At 73.2% G+C, this 15,992-nt stretch carries 12 protein-coding genes; 6 read left to right on the top strand and 6 right to left on the bottom strand.

Annotation, left to right across the window (positions count from 1 at the left end; all coding sequences use genetic code 11):
- Positions 1–11 precede the first annotated feature (11 nt).
- Complete coding sequence (locus AB0G11_RS04275) at positions 12–1,793, bottom strand: SulP family inorganic anion transporter (protein ID WP_357583903.1); 1,782 nt, start codon at positions 1,791–1,793, stop codon at positions 12–14.
- 105 nt (positions 1,794–1,898) lie between these two features.
- Here AB0G11_RS04275 and AB0G11_RS04270 point away from each other — a divergent pair, with 105 nt between their 5' ends.
- Genes AB0G11_RS04270 through AB0G11_RS04260 form a run of 3 tightly spaced genes read left to right on the top strand, consistent with a single transcriptional unit; the run spans position 1,899 to position 5,406 of the window.
- Complete coding sequence (locus tag AB0G11_RS04270; RefSeq protein ID WP_357583902.1) at positions 1,899–2,558, top strand: GAP family protein; 660 nt, start codon at positions 1,899–1,901, stop codon at positions 2,556–2,558.
- On the top strand, positions 2,555–4,195 hold the full coding sequence (locus AB0G11_RS04265; RefSeq protein ID WP_357583900.1) for a SulP family inorganic anion transporter: 1,641 nt from the start codon (positions 2,555–2,557) through the stop codon (positions 4,193–4,195). Before AB0G11_RS04270 ends, AB0G11_RS04265 begins: the two co-directional genes overlap by 4 nt.
- 20 nt (positions 4,196–4,215) lie before the next feature.
- Complete coding sequence (locus AB0G11_RS04260) at positions 4,216–5,406, top strand: DUF2254 family protein (protein ID WP_357583898.1); 1,191 nt, start codon at positions 4,216–4,218, stop codon at positions 5,404–5,406.
- A gap of 3 nt (positions 5,407–5,409) precedes the next feature.
- On the opposite strand, the gene AB0G11_RS04255 is transcribed toward AB0G11_RS04260, so the two are convergent.
- From AB0G11_RS04255 to AB0G11_RS04245, 3 genes are all read right to left on the bottom strand, one after another.
- Positions 5,410–7,209 carry an alkyl sulfatase dimerization domain-containing protein gene (locus AB0G11_RS04255; RefSeq protein ID WP_357583896.1) on the bottom strand — a complete coding sequence of 600 codons (1,800 nt, stop codon included), beginning with the start codon at positions 7,207–7,209 and terminating at the stop codon, positions 5,410–5,412.
- A gap of 51 nt (positions 7,210–7,260) precedes the next feature.
- Complete coding sequence (locus tag AB0G11_RS04250; RefSeq protein WP_246645645.1) at positions 7,261–8,376, bottom strand: AI-2E family transporter; 1,116 nt, start codon at positions 8,374–8,376, stop codon at positions 7,261–7,263.
- Positions 8,377–8,474: 98 nt separating this feature from the next.
- Positions 8,475–9,482, bottom strand: a complete 1,008-nt coding sequence (locus AB0G11_RS04245; RefSeq protein ID WP_357583894.1) for a DUF389 domain-containing protein — start codon at positions 9,480–9,482, stop codon at positions 8,475–8,477.
- A 63-nt stretch (positions 9,483–9,545) separates the two neighbouring features.
- Between AB0G11_RS04245 and AB0G11_RS04240 the strand changes: the two genes are divergently transcribed.
- Together AB0G11_RS04240 and AB0G11_RS04235 are read left to right on the top strand one after the other, a co-directional pair.
- Complete coding sequence (locus AB0G11_RS04240) at positions 9,546–9,836, top strand: hypothetical protein (protein ID WP_357583892.1); 291 nt, start codon at positions 9,546–9,548, stop codon at positions 9,834–9,836.
- Positions 9,837–9,883: 47 nt separating this feature from the next.
- Positions 9,884–12,637, top strand: coding sequence for an FAD-binding and (Fe-S)-binding domain-containing protein (locus tag AB0G11_RS04235; protein ID WP_357583890.1), 2,754 nt, complete (start codon positions 9,884–9,886; stop codon positions 12,635–12,637).
- A gap of 160 nt (positions 12,638–12,797) precedes the next feature.
- On the opposite strand, the gene AB0G11_RS04230 is transcribed toward AB0G11_RS04235, so the two are convergent.
- Together AB0G11_RS04230 and AB0G11_RS04225 are read right to left on the bottom strand one after the other, a co-directional pair.
- Complete coding sequence (locus AB0G11_RS04230) at positions 12,798–13,970, bottom strand: alpha/beta hydrolase (protein ID WP_357583889.1); 1,173 nt, start codon at positions 13,968–13,970, stop codon at positions 12,798–12,800.
- A 96-nt stretch (positions 13,971–14,066) separates the two neighbouring features.
- The gene (locus AB0G11_RS04225; protein ID WP_357583887.1) at positions 14,067–14,708 is read right to left on the bottom strand and encodes a TetR-like C-terminal domain-containing protein; all 642 of its coding nucleotides are present in this window, start codon (positions 14,706–14,708) and stop codon (positions 14,067–14,069) included.
- 83 nt (positions 14,709–14,791) lie between these two features.
- On the opposite strand from AB0G11_RS04225, the gene AB0G11_RS04220 reads away from it, so the two are divergent.
- Positions 14,792–15,970, top strand: a complete 1,179-nt coding sequence (locus tag AB0G11_RS04220; RefSeq protein ID WP_357583885.1) for a DUF418 domain-containing protein — start codon at positions 14,792–14,794, stop codon at positions 15,968–15,970.
- The last annotated feature ends 22 nt before the right edge of the window (positions 15,971–15,992 follow it).

Genomic DNA, 15,992 nt, shown 5'->3' with positions numbered 1-15,992 from the left:
CGGCGATCAGGCTAGCCGTCCCGGGAGGTGCTGATCAAACGGCGCCGGAGCCAGGCGCGCAACCATCGAACCGGGCTCCGCCAGATCCGGCTTCGCCCGAGGCCGCCCCGGTGTGGCCGGGTGGAGCGTACGGCGGGGCGGTGTCCGGGGTGTTCGGCGCGGTAGGCGGCGACGGCGTCGGCCACCCGGTGGAAGAAGCGGACGCGCTCGTCCAGCCCCGTTTCGCGCATGAGGGTCCGTACGGGCACGCGGGTGCGGGCGAAGGACAGCCGCACCCCGGCGCGGTCGCAGTCGTCGGCGATGCGGTGCAGGGCTTCGACGCCGGTGGTGTCCAGGTCGTAGACGGCTTCGGCGTCGATGACGATCTCGCGGAGCGGGGGTTCGGCGTCGGCGATGAGGCGGCGCAGGTCGGCGCGGAGGACGTCGGCGTTGGCGAAGAACAGCGGCGCGTCGAAGCGGTAGACGACGAGGCCGGGCAGCGTCTCGGCGTCGCGGTAGTTGACGACGTCGCGGTAGGCGCGCTCGTCACCGGTGCGGCCGAGCACGGCGGTGTAGGGCATGACGGCGCGGCGCAGCACTTCCAGGAGGGAGACGGCGACGCCGACGACGATGCCTTCGAGCACGCCGAAGACGAGGACGCCGGCGGCGGTGACGGCGGCGAGGACGAAGTCGGTGCGGCGGAGGCGCCAGAGCCTGCGGAAGGCGGGCAGGTCGATGAGCCGGGCGGCGGTGAGGATGATGACGGCGCCGAGCGCGGCCTGGGGGAGGTCGCGGATGAGCGGCATGAGGGCCAGCAGGGTGATGATGACGGCGAGGGCGGCGCCGAGGCCGGCCAGGCGGGTGCGGGCGCCGGAGCCGGACAGCAGGGCGCTGCGGGAGTCGCTGCCGTTGGCGGGGAAGCCGCCGAGCAGGGCCGATCCGGCGTTGGCGGCGGCCAGGCCGAGGAACTCCTGCTGCGGATCGGCGTCCTCGCCTTCCTTGGCGGCCAGGGAGCGGGCGGTCAGGACGCTGCTCGCGTACACGAGCAGGGCGAGGCTGAGCGCGGGCCCGATCAGGCGCATGGTGTCGGCGAGGCCGGTCCAGGGCAGGCGCGGCACGGGCAGGCCGCCGGTGGCGGGGCCGAGGACGGCGAGCCGGTCGTCGAGCCCGGCGAGGGCGACGACGGCGGTGGCGGCGACGAGGGCGATGAGCGGGCCGGGCAGGCGCCGGGCGTAGCGGCCGATGAGCAGGACGGCGGCGGCGGTGAGGAGGGCGCAGCCGAGCGCCCACGGGTTCAGGTCGCCGAGGTTGCGCAGGACGGCGCCGATCTTGGTCAGGTGGTGGCCCCGGGGTTCGATGCCGGTGACCTTGCGGAGCTGGCTGACGATGATGACGACGCCGGAGCCGGCGAGGTAGCCGGTCAGGACGGGCGTGGACAGCAGGCGCATCAGCACGCCGGCGCGGATCGCGTACCCGATCGTGAGGAAGGCGGCGATCAGCAGGGCGAGCTGGGCGGACACGAGGGCGGGGTCGCCGCCGGGCACGGTGGCGAGCGCGCCGGCGACGACGATGGCGACGGACGACTCGGGGCCGACGTTCAGGAAGCGGGCGCCGCCGAAGAGCGCGTAGCCGATCATCGCGCCGAGCGCGGTGTAGAGGCCGGCGGCGGCGGGCAGGCCGGCGAGCTGGGCGTAGGCGAACGCCTGCGGCACGAGCACCGCCCACAGCGACAGGGCAGCGAGCAGGTCCGGGCGCAGCCAGGCCCGCCGGTAGCCGCGCAGGGCGGCCCAGCCGGGCATGATGGACAGGTTCACCCGGTTCCTCCCCCTGGTCGGGCTCCCCTGGTTCCTTGCCAACGGCGGGGCAAGGGAAAGCCTGGGAGAGCATCAGTCCTGCTCAAAAGGGGTACGCCAGGCCGCATGGGTGGGGTGCTGGGGGAGTTGCTGCCACTCGCGCTGGCCGTGGCGATCAGCCCGGTGCCGATCATGACGGTGATCCTGATGCTGCTGGCGCCGCGCGCGGGCGGCACGAGCGCGGGGTTCCTGGCGGGCTGGGTGGGCGGGATCGCGGTGGCGACGGGGGTGTTCGTCGTGCTGGCGCGCACGGTGGGGCTGTCGGCGGGCTCGGGGGAGCCGTCGGCGGCGGTCTCGTGGATCAAGCTGGTGCTCGGCGTGCTCATGCTGGGACTGGCCGGCAAGCAGTGGCGCTCGCGCGGGCGGCCCGGCCTGCCGGGCTGGATGAAGGCCGTCGACAGGCTCACGCCGGTGAAGGCGGCAGGGCTGGCCGCCGCGCTGGCGGCGGTCAACCCGAAGAACCTGATGATGTGCGTGGCCGCCGGCGTCACCATCGCGCAGGGTGCGGTCCATGAGATCGCGCTGCTCGTCGTGTTCACGCTGCTGGCCGCGTGCAGCGTGGCGGTCCCGGTCGTCGTGTACGCGGTCGCGGCCGAGCGGATGCGGGCGCCGCTGGACCGGCTCAAGAGCTGGCTGGAGCGGGACAACGCGACGGTGATGTTCGTGCTGCTGCTGGTCATCGGCGTGGTGCTGATCGGCAAGGGCCTGGGCGGGCTGCTGCCGTGACGTGGTTCGCCGCGGGCATCAGCAGGCCGCTGGACTGGCCGAAGGAGATCACCGCCGGGGTCACGCTGGCGGCGCTGGCCATCCCGCTCAACATCGGCTACGCGCAGATCGCGGGACTGCCGCCGGTCGTCGGCCTGTACGCGGCGATCGTGCCGATGCTGGTGTTCGCGCTGTTCTGCTCCTCGCGGCAGCTCGTGGCCAGCCCGGACGCGCCGATCGCGGCGCTCATCGCGTCGCTGCTGGCGGCGATGGCGGTCCGGCCGGGCAGCGCGCAGTACGTCGAGCTGGCCTACGCCCAGGCGCTCGTGTGCGCCGGGGTGTTCCTGCTGTTCTTCGTGTTCAGGCTCGGGTTCCTGGCCGACTTCCTGTCCGAGCCGGTGCTGGTCGGGTTCATCGCCGGGCTGGCCGTGGAGATCCTCACCAGCCAGGTCGAGAAGATCCTCGGCGTCCACACCACGGCCGACCGGTTCTTCCCGGAGCTGTGGGAGATCATCACGAGGATTCCGCAGGCCGAGAAGTGGAGCGTGGTCATCGGCCTGGCGACGGTGGCGGTGATCGTCGTGCTGCGCAGGTTCGCGCCGGCGCTGCCCGGGCCGCTGGTCGCGCTGGTGGCAGCGACGGCGGTGGTGGCCTGGGCCGGGCTGGACAAGCGCGGCGTGTCGGTGCTCGGCGACGTGCCGTCCGGGCTGCCGGTGCCGCACTGGCCGTCGATCACGCTCGGGCAGTGGGCGGGGCTCGTCCCCGGCGCCATCGCGATCGCCGCCGTCACCCTGGCCGACGGCCTGCTCACCGCCCGCCGCTACGCCGAACAGCGCGGCTACCGGCTCGACGCCAACCAGGAGCTGCGCGCGTTCGGCCTGGCCAACGTCGCCGCCGGGCTCACCCAGTCGATGACGGTCGGCTCCAGCGCCTCGCGCACCGCCGCCATGGACGCCACCGGCTCCCGTTCCCAGGTGCCCAGCGTGGTGTGCGCGCTCGTGGTGGCCGTCCTGGTCGCGTTCTTCTCCGGGGTGCTCGCGTACCTGCCCAACACCGCCCTGGCGGGCATCGTGGCCGTCGCCGTCGTCCGGCTCATCGACGTGCGCAAGCTGGCCGAGCTGTGGCGGCTGCGCCGCTCGGAGTTCTGGATCGCCGTCGTCTGCCTGCTCGGCGTCCCGGTGCTCGGCTCGCTCACCGCCGTCGTCATCGCCTTCCTGCTGTCGGCCGTGGACGTCGTACGGCGGGCCGCCCGCCCCAGCACGGCCGTCCTGCGTCCCGGCGAGCAGGGCCGGTACGTGCGAGAGGAGGATCACCGGGACGGGGACGGCGAGGCCGGGCCGCTGACCGTCTACCGGTTCGAGAGCCAGCTCTTCTTCGCCAACGCCGCCACCTTCAAGGCCGACGTCGAACGCCTCGCCGAGCGGGGCGCCCGGTGGATCGTGCTGGACGCCGAGGCCATCCCCGACGTCGACACCACCGGCGCGCAGGCCCTGCGGGACACCGTCGCCCTGCTGGGCGAGCGCGGCGTCACCTTCGCCGTCTCCCGCGCCACCGCCGGGCTGCGCCGCCTGCTCACCCACTACGGCCTGACCGAGCTGACCTACTACGACTCCAACGAGGCCGCGGCCGACGCCTTCCGGGAGAGCTCAGCCCCATGAGGTCGCCGGAGAGTCCCGCAGTGCTCACACGCAAGGGGGAACGCGTGCCCCCGGCCCTCTTCCGGCGTCCCCGGCGGCGGCTGCGGGCCGGCGTGGTCCAGGTCGGCTGCGCAGGGGCCGGGCTCGCCGCCGGGCTGATCCTGCCGAACCTGCCCCCCACGGTGCCACTGCCCACCAAGGACGCCACCGGGGCGCTGTTCACCATCGGGTTCGGCGTGCTCGGCCTGGCCAGCGTGATCTTCTCGCTGCTGTTCCTGGTCATGCAGTTCGCCGCGGGCACCTTCAGCCTGCGGCTCACCCTGTTCCGCGACGATCCGACCGTCTGGCGCACCTTCGCCTTCGCCGTCGGCGTCTTCGTCTACACGATCACCGCGGCCCTCGCCGTCGCTCACCGAGGCGCGGTCTCGCTCAGCGTGCCCCTGCTGGCCGTGCTGCTCGCGCTCGTCGCCGCGCTGCTCATGCGCACGGTGCAGATCCGCGCCTTCATCTCCATCCAGCTCGCCCCCTGCCTGAACGTGATCAACCGGCGTACGCGCCGGGTCGTCGACGTCGTCTACCGCAGCCCCTACCGGGCAGACCGCGAGCCGCTCGACCTGCCCGCCCCGGTGTCGTCGATCCTCTGGCGGGGCAGGCCGGCCCGGCTCCAGGAGGTCGACGTGGCCGCGCTCGTCGCCCTCGCCGCCCGGCGCGAGGCCGTCATCGTGCTGCGTGCCCCCATCGGCGCGCAGCTCTTCGACGGCGACCCGCTCGCCGACGTGCACCACCACGCCGTGCCCGAACGGCTGCTGCTGCGCCACGTGCTCACCGGGCCCGAACGCGCCTTCGCGCAGGACGCCGCGTTCGGGTTCCGGCTGCTGGCCGACATCGCGCTCCGGGCGCTCTCGGCGGCGGTCAACGACCCGGTCACCGCCGTGCAGGCCCTCGACCACGCCGAGGACCTGCTGCGCCGCATCGTGGGCAAGGCGCTCGACGTGGGGTCGGCGGCCGACGCCCGCGGCCGGGTCCGCGTGGTGATCCCGCTGCCCTCCTGGGAGGACTACCTGCGGATCACGTTCGACGAGCTCATCGCCACCGCGCGCAGCCCCATGGTCCTGCTGCGGCTGCGCGAGCTGCTGCGCGGGCTGCAAGAGGAGGCGCCGCGCCCCCGCAGGGACGCGGTCGCCGCCCGCCTGAGCCGCGTCGAGGCGCGCCTCAGGCGGCGGAGCGGCTGACGCTCACGGCGTCACGATCGCGAACGCCGGAGTCGGGTCGTCCAGTACGGCGGTCAGGCGGTTCAGCGCGTTCAGGTCGCCCTCGTGCCGGATGCCGTCGGCCGGCCCGCCGGTCAGCAGGCCCAGCAGGTCCCGCTTGGTGAGCGTGAGCGTCAGGTCCACCGGCCGGGACGGCGGATCGGCCTGGTGGATGAGCACGCCGTTGGACAGCGCGGTCCGGTGCCGCCGGTCCAGGTCCGTCAGGTGCCAGTCGATCGCCAGGCTCTCGTTCCACGCCTTCGGCCCGTCGACGCGGATGGCGATGGAGTCGAAGACCTGTTCCAGCGACAGGGCCTGGAGCATCTCCGGCGAGGTGGTGTCGAGGTCGGGCGGCACCACGCCGGAGGTCAGCTCCCGGGCGGCGACCAGGTAGAAGTTTCGCCAGGTGCCGTTCTCGGAGCCGTGGCCGAGCCGGGTGTAGACCTCGGCGAGCAGCTCGCGCGCCTGCCGGTCGCCGTCGTCGGCGAACACCGCGTGGTTGAGCAGCGTGGCAGCGAAGCGCAGGTCGCCCTCGTCGACGTAGCGGCGGGCGTACGACAGGACGCCCTCGCGCCCGCCCATGCACTCGACGTAGCGGCGGGCCTGCTCGACCGGCGGGTGCTCCCACAGGTGGGCCGGGTTGCCGTCGAACCAGCCGAGATAGCGCTGGTAGATGGCCTTGACGTTGTGGCTGACCGAGCCGTAGTAGCCGTGGGTGTGCCACGCCTGCTCCAGGGCCGGCGGCATCCGGATCGCCTCGGCGATCTCGATGCCCGTCATGCCCTGGTTCATCATGCGCAACGTCTGGTCATGCATGTAGGCGTACATGTCGCGCTGCTGGGACAGGAACGTGACGATGTTCTCGCTGCCCCACGTCGGCCAGTGGTGCGAGGCGAAGACCACGTCGGCGTCGCCGGCGAACAGCGTGATCGCCTCGTCGAGGTAGCGCGCCCACACCCGGGTGTCGCGGACCAGCGCGCCGCGCAGCGTCAGGATGTTGTGCTGGTTGTGGGTCGCGTTCTCGGCCATGCAGAGCGCCCGGCGGTCCGGGACGTAGAAGTTCATCTCGGACGGGGCCTCGGTGCCCGGCGTGAGCTGGAAGACCAGCCGCACGCCGTCGATCGTCTCCTCCTGGCCGGTGCGCGTGATGTCGAGCGTGGGCGGGATGAGGGAGATGGTGCCGGTCGAGGTAGTCATCCCGAGCCCGGTGCCGATCTGGCCCTCCGGCGAGCGGGGCAGGTCGGGGCCGTACATGTAGACCGCGCGGCGGTTCATCGCGGTGCCCGCGTAGACGTTCTCCGACACCGCGTGCTCCATGAACCCGGCGGGGGCCAGGATCGGCACGTCGCCGTCGGTGACGCCGCGCACGCCACCGAAGTGGTCGGCGTGCGAGTGCGTGTAGATGACGGCGGTGACCGGCCGGTCGCCGCGCTGCTCGCGGTAGAGCTTCAGGCCCGCCGCCGCGCACTCGTCGGACAGCAGCGGGTCGACCACGATGACGCCCTCGTCGCCCTCGATCAGCGTCATGTTCGACAGGTCCAGCCCGCGTATCTGGTAGATGCCGTCCGTGACCTCGTACAGGCCCTGTTTGACGCAGAGCTGGCCCTGCCGCCACAGGCTGGGATGCGCGGTGTCCGGGCACTCCCCGTCGAGGAAGCCGTACGCGTCGGAGTCCCAGACGACGCGGCCGTCGGCCGTTCTGATCACCGCGGGGTCGAGCGCGGCCAGGAACCCGCGGTCGGCGGCCTCGAAGTCCGCCCGGTCATGAAAGGGAAGGTCAGCCATGAAAGCGACCTTCCCCCCGGGCGTCCGGTTGCCCGGCCGGAGCCGGTACCTTCACCCACCCGTGGCCATCTCTTGCACCGGCTCTGGCCGGGTCGCCGCGTACGTGTCGACGAGCGCGAACAGCATCGCCACCACGGGGATGGACAGCAGCGCGCCCACCGGCCCGAACAGCGCCGCACCCAGGAGCACGGCCGTGAACGAGGCCGCCGGGTGCAGGTCGACCGAGCGGGCGCTGATCCTCGGCTCCAGCGTCAGGTTCTCCACCTGCTGATACAGGATCGCCCAGCCCAGCGCCACCGCCCCCACCCACGGCTGCGGCGAGGCGAACCCCACCACCGCGGGCAGCGCGATCGAGATGTACGTGCCGATCGTCGGCACGAACTGGGCCACCACCCCCGTCCACACGCCGAGCGCCAGCCACGACGGCATGCCGATCAGCAGGAACACCGCGGCCGACAGGCACCCGTTGATCGTGGCCAGGATGAGCCGGGCCGACACGTACCCGCCGGTCTTCTCGATCGACAGGTCCCAGACGCGGCCGAAGAGCTGCTGCGGCCGGCGCGGCAGCAGGCGCGCGATCCAGTGGCGCAGGCGCGGGCCGTCGGCCGACAGGTAGAAGGCCAGCAGCAGGATGGTGATCAGGTTGAACACGGTCTTCGTCACCGCGCCCAGCAGGCTCAGCACGCCGCCGAGCACCCCCTGGGCGTACTCGGCGGCCTGCTGCGGGGTGAGGTGGATGGAGGCGAGGATGTCGTGCACCCGGTACTGGGTGCCGAGCCGGGCGTTGATCCACGAGATCACGGCCTCGGCGACGGTGGGCAGGTGGCGCAGGAGCTGCGCGGCCTGCTCCAGGAACAGGTTGCCGAACAGCGCCAGGAAGATCAGCGCCGCCAGGATGAGCGCCACCATCATCACCATCGTGGCCCGGCCTCTCGGCATCCATCTCGACAGCCTGCGCACCCCCGGCTCCATCGCCAGCGACACGAACCAGGCCAGCACCACCAGGACGACCAGCCAGCCCGCGTCGGTCAGCACGAAGTGCAGGAAGAACGCCCCCGCGACGAGGACGGCCAGCGCGAGCCCGGCCCGCGCCACGTTCGCGGGCGACAGCACCACCCGCACCGGTCGCGCCCGGTCGGTCCGCGCCGCCCTGCCCGGCTTGATCATGGGTTCCTCCTGGTCGGCTCGCCGCCGTCCAGCCTTTCAAGCGGCGTCGCGGCAGGCGGGCGTGGCGCGTCAGCGGCCCAGCAAGAACGGGTAAATCCTCACGAGTCACCGCCAACCCGGCCGGCCTGGATCGTGCTCCCGCGCGTTGTCTCCACCACGACCGGCACCCCGTCCGGGATCTGCCCGCGCAGCGCCCCGAGCAGGCCGGAGACCGGCGGCAGCTCACCCGGCGTCTGCACCCGGACGCGCAGCTCCCGGGAGACCACGTCCACGCCCGCAATCGACGAACCCGGCACGCCGGAGATCCACTCCGCGGCCACCGCCTTCGCCCGCGCGCTCCACGTCGACAGCAGCCAGCTCACCACGGTGTTCGCCGACAGCGGGACGACCACCAGGACCAGCAGCGACGCCAGCACCAGCCGGGCCCGGCGGCGGCTGCGCCCCGACTCCGCGACGGCCTCGGCCCCGTACCCCGTCGCCGTGAACACCACGATGCCGCCGAGGATCAGCGCCAGCAGGTTCGACAGGAAGAGCACCAGCGCGCCCAGCGCCAGCCAGCCCGCCCCCCGGCCCAGGCACACCCCCACGACCGCCAGCGGCGGCACCAGCGAGATCGCGATCGCCACCCCCGGCAGCACCGCCGCCACGTCCCGCCGCGCGTGCGCCACCGCCCCGGCCAGCCCCGTCGCCAGCGCCGCCACCAGATCCATCAGCTTCGGCGACGTACGCCCCGCGATCTGACTGTTGGTCAGCAGCTCGTACGAGGCCGGCAGCAACGCCGAGAACACCACTCCGATCCCGACCACCAGCAGCCCGCCGAAGAACACGAACCCGACCGCGCCCTGCCCGCTGTGCCGCACCGTCGCCAGCGCGGTCCCCATGATCGGCGTGGCCAGCGGCGCGATGATCATCGCCCCGATCACGGTGGCCGTCGAGTCCGTCAGCACCCCGGCCGACGCGATCACCGCTGACAGCGTGAGCATCGTCCAGAACGCCGACCGCTTGGCCCCGCTGTCACCCGCCGACAGATCCAGGCTCTCGACCAGATCCTCCAGCGGGCGGCGCTGCGTGTCGGGCAGCACGCGCTCTCGAAGTCCGCTCAGCATGCCCCCGAGTATCCGAGCAGGTCACGCCGGGAACCGACAGCGACACGGCCCTGGACATTGGCCGTGTCCGGTCTGATTCTCGTTCCAGTCGGCTCGTGCGGCCTCGGAGGGCTGTCGGCCGCCTACCTGGCCGACCTGGCGCTGAACGCGGTCTTCGCCGCCGTCGCGTACGGGGTGTGGCGGCTGGTCAGGAACGCGCCGCCGGTCCTCGGCCACCTGTCCGGCATCGCCGCCGTGCTGACGGCCGCGTGGACGTCCCTCATGCTCGGCCTGGCCGCCGCCGGGCTCTCAACCGCCTCTCCGACGCCCGGCAGCTCCGCCGCAGCGGGTACGGCTACTGATCGGCCGGGATAGCGTGTCCCGTTGTGGATCGACATCCGCGCCGATGAGAGAGTACGAACGTGATCGACAGCACCGCCCTCGCCGCAGTGGAGAACGCCGTTCCGGGGATCACCCGCACACGGGCGAGCGACCGGCTGGGCATGGCCCACGACGCCTCCCACTACCTGCTGACCCCGCAGGCCGTTCTCGTGCCGGAGAGCGCCGACCAGGTGGCGGCGCTGCTGCGGACCGGGCTGCCGCTGACGTTCCGGTCGGGCGGGACGAGCCTGAGCGGGCAGGCGGTGAGCGAGCACCTGCTGGTCGACACGCGCAGGCACTTCCGTTCGATCGAGGTGCTCGACGGCGGGGCTCGGGTGCGGGTCCAGCCCGGCGCGGTGCTGCGGCAGGTGAACGCCCGCCTGGCGCCCTACGGCCGCAAGCTCGGCCCCGACCCGGCCAGCGAGTCGGCGTGCACAATCGGCGGCGTCGTCGCCAACAACTCCAGCGGCATGACCTGCGGCACCCACGCGAACACGTACCGGACGCTGGAGTCGATGACGCTGGTCCTGGCGAGCGGCACGGTCGTCGACACCGGCGCGCCCGACGCCACGCAGCGGCTGCGCGCGCTCGAACCCGAGCTGGCGGCCGGGCTGGAACGGCTGCGCGACCGGATCCGCGGCAACCCGGACTCGGTGCGGCGCATCGAGGTGCAGTTCGCGCTGAAGAACACGATGGGCTACGGCCTCAACAGCTTCCTCGACCACGATGACCCGGTGGACATCCTCGCGCACCTGATCGTCGGCAGCGAGGGCACGCTCGGGTTCGTGGCCGAGGCGGTGCTGCGCACGGTGCCCGCCCACCCGCTCGCCGCCACCGGGCTGCTCGTCTTCCCCAGCCTGCACCAGGCGATGGCCGCGATGCCCGGCCTGGTCGCCGCCGAGCCCGCCGCCGTCGAGCTGCTGGACGCCGAGTCGCTGCGGGTGGCACAGACCGACCCCAAGGCCGACGACCTCCTGCGTACGCTGACCGTACGCGATCATGCGGCGCTGCTGGTGGAGTGGCAGGAGTCCGACGCCGGCGCGCTCGGCGAGCGCGAGGGCGCGGCCGCCACCGTGTTCGGCGAGCTGGAGCTGTCCGCGCCCGCGCGGCTGAGCAGGGACGCGGGCGGCCGGGCCGCGCTGTGGCACATCCGCAAGGGACTGTACGCGTCCGTCGCCGGGGCCAGGCCGAGCGGCACCACGGCGCTCTTGGAGGACGTGGCCGTCCCGGTGACCGCGCTGGCCGACCTGTGCGACGACCTGGGCGCGCTGTTCGCCAAGCACCACTACGAGCGCAGCGTGATTTTCGGGCATGCGAAGGACGGCAACCTGCACTTCATGCTGAACGAGCGCTTCGCCACCGACCTGCGGCGTTACGCCGAGTTCACCGAGGACATGGTGGAGGCGGTGCTGGGCCGGGGCGGCACGCTCAAGGCCGAGCACGGCACCGGCCGGGTCATGGCGCCGTTCGTGCGCCGGCAGTACGGCGACGAGCTGTACGAGGTGATGCGCGAGGTCAAGCGGCTGTGCGACCCCGCGGGCACGCTCAACCCCGGCGTGCTGCTGACCGACCGGGAGGACGCCCACCTGCGCGACCTCAAGACCGTCGTCACCGTCGAGCCCGAGGTCGACCGGTGCGTGGAGTGCGGCTACTGCGAGCCCGTCTGCCCCAGCCGCGACCTGACCACCACCCCGCGCCAGCGCATCGTGCTGCGCCGCGAGCTCGCCGCCGCCCAGGCCGCCGGTGACCACGCGCTCGCCCGCGAGCTGGAGGAGGAGTACGCCTACGACGCCGTCGACACGTGCGCCGTCGACGGCATGTGCGCCACCGCCTGCCCCGTCCAGATCAACACCGGCGACCTGACCCGGCGCCTGCGCGCCGAACGCCACGGCCGCGCCGCGCGCACGGGCTGGAAGAGCGCCGCCAAGCACTGGGACGGCGTCACCCGCGCCATGAACCTGGCCCTCGACACGGCGGCGAGCCTCCCGCCCGCGCTGCCCGAAGCTGCCAGCGGGCTGGGCCGCGACCTGATCGGCGCCGAGACCGTGCCCCGATGGAGCCGCGACCTGCCGCGCGGCGGGACCCGCCGCCGCGCCGCCCCGGCCGCCTCGCCCGACGCCGTCTACCTGCCGTCCTGCCTCAACACGCTGTTCGCCCCCGCCGACGGCGGCCCCGGCGTCATGGCCGCCTTCCGCCGCCTGGCCGGGCGTGCCGGCATCCGCCTGCACGTCCCCGAACAGATCGCCGGCCTGTGCTGCGGCACCCCGTGGTCGTCCAAGGGCTTCACCGACGGCCACGACACGATGGCCCGCCGCGTCGCGGACGTGCTCACCGAGGCCACCGACGGCGGCCGCCTGCCCGTCGTCACCGACGCCGCCTCCTGCACCGAAGGGTTCGACAAGCTCGGCTTCCAGGTCGTCGACGCAATCGCGTTCACCGCCGAGCGCATCCTGCCCCACCTGCCCGAGGCCCGCCGCCTGCCGTCGCTCGCCCTGCACCCCACCTGCTCCTCGACCCGCCTGGGCCTCGACGCCGCCATCACCCGCATCGCCGAGGCCGTCGCCGAACGGGTCGTCGTCCCCGACGGCTGGCAGTGCTGCGCCTTCGCCGGCGACCGCGGCCTGCTCCACCCCGAGCTGACCGCCTCCGCCACCCGCGCCGAGGCCGCCTCCGTCACCGCCGGCGACTTCACCGCCCACGCCTCGGTCAACCGCACCTGCGAGCTCGGCCTCACCCGCGCCACCGGCAAGCCGTACCACCACCTGCTCGAACTCCTCGACCGCGTCACCAGATGACAACGCCGATTGTCACACCCCCGTGAGAGAGGCGGTGCCGTGTCAGAGCCCGGGTGACCGACCGCGACGTGTGGGCCGACGAGCGGTTGCGGCGGGTCGCCCGGCGTGCGCTGGAGCGGGGCGGGGGCCGCTCTGACGCCCTGGTGGGAGGTGCAGGTCGTCAGGACGGGTTCTGGAAGGTGACTTCCGGGTTGGCCGGGGTGGGGCCGTCGAGGAGGGGGCGCTGCTTGCCGCGCAGGTGCTGGTCGAAGAACGCGCCCACGTACGCGCGGGTGATCTCGCCCGAACGCTTGCCCGACAGCGGCGCCGAGGGGTCGCTGTGGCCGGCCTGGCCGCCGAGGATGGGCAGGTCGATGAAGGTGAAGTGGCCGGAGTCCGCGACGGTGAGCCAGCGCTTCCAGCCGTCCAGCCGCTTCCAGTCGCGCGGCCAGCTCGTGTCGCGTGCGGTGGGGGAGTGGCCGGCCTGGGTGCCGAGCATGAGGAACGGACGCCCGCCGAGGCCCCGCTCGGGGACCGGGGCGAAGAACGTCCCGTCCATGTTCACCCCGGCGCGGACGCGGCGGTCGGCGGCCATGACGCTCGCCGAGGCGTTGCCGCCGAGCGAGTGGCCGGCCGCGCCGATGCGCCGCGGGTCGATCGAGCGCTTCCACGCGGGCAGGCTCGTCAGCCGGTCGACGACGAAGGAGAGGTCGGCGGCCCGGCCGGTGGCGGCCTTGGCCAGCAACTTCTTCTCCGCGGCGTCAGAGCCGGCCCCCTCGATGGTGTCGCAGGCGACGCAGGTCAGCGTGCGGCCGCCGGGGAACGTGGTGCCGAACGACTCGTAGGCGTGATCCACGAGCGCGACCACGTACCCGGTGGAGGCGAGCTCCTCGGCGAGCGAGGTGAGGGTGGCGCGGTTGAGCGTGAAGCCGGGGGAGAGCAGGACGAGCGGGTGCCTGCCGGGGGCGGGGCGCGCGCCGGTGCGGGCGTTGGTGCGGGTGGCGGCGAGGATCTTCGGCGGGAAGCGCTTGTCGAGGTTCTGGCCGCGCAGGAGGAGCTCGGCCTCCTTGAGGGACATGTACGGGGCGGGCTTCCCGCCGTCGCGGGCCGGATAGTACATCGAGACCATGAGCTGCCGGGCTCCCGCCGAGGGCACCCACGGGTCGCGCCGATCCCGGTCGACCAGGTGCAGCGTGTCGCGGCCGACCGCGTACGAGCCGGTGGGCGCGGGGATGGCCAGGCGCACGTCGTCGGCGGCGGGCGCGGCCTGCGCGGCCTGCGCGGTCTGCACCAGGGGCGTCGCGACGGCCAGGGAGAGGAGGAGAGCGGTGGCGTTGCGCCGGATCGTGTTCATGGAAGGGAGCGTACGAAGGCGCACGTCAGCGCCGACATGCGCGAAAGTCCAGAGCGACCCCTGACGAAAGTCAGGGAGTGCTGGGCGTGGGGCTGATCATGCTGGCGGTCGTGGTGTGGCGGCGTCAGCTCGATCACTATCAGAGCTCGGGGCACTGAGGCCGAGCGCGGGCAGGATCGCCTGGTCGACGAAGTCGATCAGGTCGGAGTCGCTCGGCGGCATGCCGTCGAGCAGCCGTTTGACGACGAGCGCCTCGCCGATGTCGGCGACCACCGGGGTGAGGCGGCCGGCGGGGAAGGCGCCGCGCTCGGCGTAGTGGCGCAGCACGGTGCTGGTGAACGTGCCGCCCCGGTGGGCGAACACCCGCTCCTGCAGCGCCTCGGACATTTTCGTCGCGCTCAACGGGTCGGTGAGGATGGCCGCCACGGCGCGTCCGGCGGGGCTCAGCGTCCAGGTGACCATGAGCTTGAGCGCTCGGATCAGGTCGCCGCGCAGGTCGTCGGCGCCGGGGGTCGGCTCCTCGACCGGGTGGGCGTGGTAGAGCGCGTCGAGCAGCACTTCGACGGGGTCGGACCAGCGCCGGTAGAGGGTGCTGCGCGGGGTGGCGGCGCGCTTGCCGATGCCGTCCATGGTGAGCCTGCCGACGCCGACCTCGACCACCTCTTCCAGCACGGCAGTGTGGATGGCGTGGATCAGGTCGTCGCCGCGCCGCCGGGTCCGCCCGCTTCGATCGCTCACGTTTGCCCCTTGCTCAGCTACAAGGCTGTATCTTACTGTCCAACATAAGCTACAGTCGTGTATCTAATGCTGAGGGGACACCCATGTCCATCACCGCCCCACCCCCCGTCCAGCAGGCCGTGCCGCTGAGCCGGCGGTCCCTGGCCCCCGACCTCGCGCGCGGCCTCATGCTGCTGCTCATCGCGGTGGCGCACGCGCACATGTACCTGTCCGGCCACCCCGCCGGCTTCCGCGGCTACACCCTCGACGGCGGCCTCCTCGACCGGCTGGTGGCCGGGATCCAGATCCTGCTCGTCGACGGGCGGGCGCTGCCGATGTTCGCCGGGCTGTTCGGCTACGGCCTCGTCCAGCTCGCCGACCGCCAGCTCGCCGCCGGGCGCACCTGGCCGCAGGTGCGGAAGGTGCTGCGCGCACGGAGCCTGTGGCTGCTGGCCTTCGGGTTCTGCCACGCCCTGCTGCTCTTCTTCGGCGACATCCTCGGCGCGTACGGCCTGGTCGGGCTGGTGCTCGTCGGGTTCATCCGGCGCAGCGACCGGGCCCTGTTCTGGGCCGCCGGGGTCAGCACCGTGCTGCACGTCGCCGTGCTCGGCCTGTTCGGACTGCTCACCGTCAGCGCCGAGAAGGGCGACACGCCCGCCGCCATGGCCGACCCGATGGAGGCCGCCGTGATGCGAATGATCGGCTGGTCCGGGATGACGCCGACGTACTTCGCCGTCAGTGTCGTGCCCGCCTTCCTGCTCGGCATCTGGGCGGCCCGCCGCCGCCTGCTGGAGCAGCCCGCGGAGCACCGGGCGCTGCTCCGCCGGGTCGGCGTCATCGGCACGCTGATCGCCGTCGTCGGCGCCGTGCCGCTCACGCTGATCGACACCCGGATCTGGGACGCCACGGACGCCATCGGCATCACCGCGTACGCGCTGCACAGCGTCACCGGCATCGCGGGCGGGCTCGCGTACGCCGCCCTCATCGGGCTCGCCGTCGCCGGCCGGGAACGCCACGCGCGCCCGGGGGCGGTCACCCGCGCGCTCGCCGCGTGCGGCCAGTGGTCGCTGACCTGCTACCTGCTGCAGTCGGTAGTCTTCGTCGCGCTCTTCGCACCCTACTTCGGCGGGCTCGGCACCCAGCTCGGCGACGCCGCCGCCTCCGGTGTCGCCGTCGTCACCTGGCTGTTCACCGTCGTGCTCGCCGCCACCCTGTCGCGTACGGGCCGCCGCGGTCCCGCCGAGACGCTGCTGCGCCGCCTGACGTACCGCCGCGTGAGGTAGCCGGCTCAGAGCCCGGGGCGCC

It is taken from the genome of Nonomuraea sp. NPDC023979, assembly GCF_040639085.1.
Taxonomy (GTDB): domain Bacteria; phylum Actinomycetota; class Actinomycetes; order Streptosporangiales; family Streptosporangiaceae; genus Nonomuraea; species Nonomuraea ceibae.
The sequence above is the reverse complement of the archived record's forward strand: the minus strand, read 5'-3'. Positions and strand labels throughout refer to the sequence as shown.

Bases quoted from the DNA above. Each gene is read 5' to 3' on its own strand.
- AB0G11_RS04255 (WP_357583896.1), bottom strand. From the start codon at position 7,209: ATGGCTGACCTTCCCTTTCATGACCGGGCGGACTTCGAGGCCGCCGAC.
- AB0G11_RS04250 (WP_246645645.1), bottom strand. From the start codon at position 8,376: ATGATCAAGCCGGGCAGGGCGGCGCGGACCGACCGGGCGCGACCGGTG.
- AB0G11_RS04270 (WP_357583902.1), top strand. From the start codon at position 1,899: ATGGGTGGGGTGCTGGGGGAGTTGCTGCCACTCGCGCTGGCCGTGGCG.
- AB0G11_RS04245 (WP_357583894.1), bottom strand. From the start codon at position 9,482: ATGCTGAGCGGACTTCGAGAGCGCGTGCTGCCCGACACGCAGCGCCGC.
- AB0G11_RS04220 (WP_357583885.1), top strand. From the start codon at position 14,792: ATGTCCATCACCGCCCCACCCCCCGTCCAGCAGGCCGTGCCGCTGAGC.
- AB0G11_RS04230 (WP_357583889.1), bottom strand. From the start codon at position 13,970: ATGAACACGATCCGGCGCAACGCCACCGCTCTCCTCCTCTCCCTGGCC.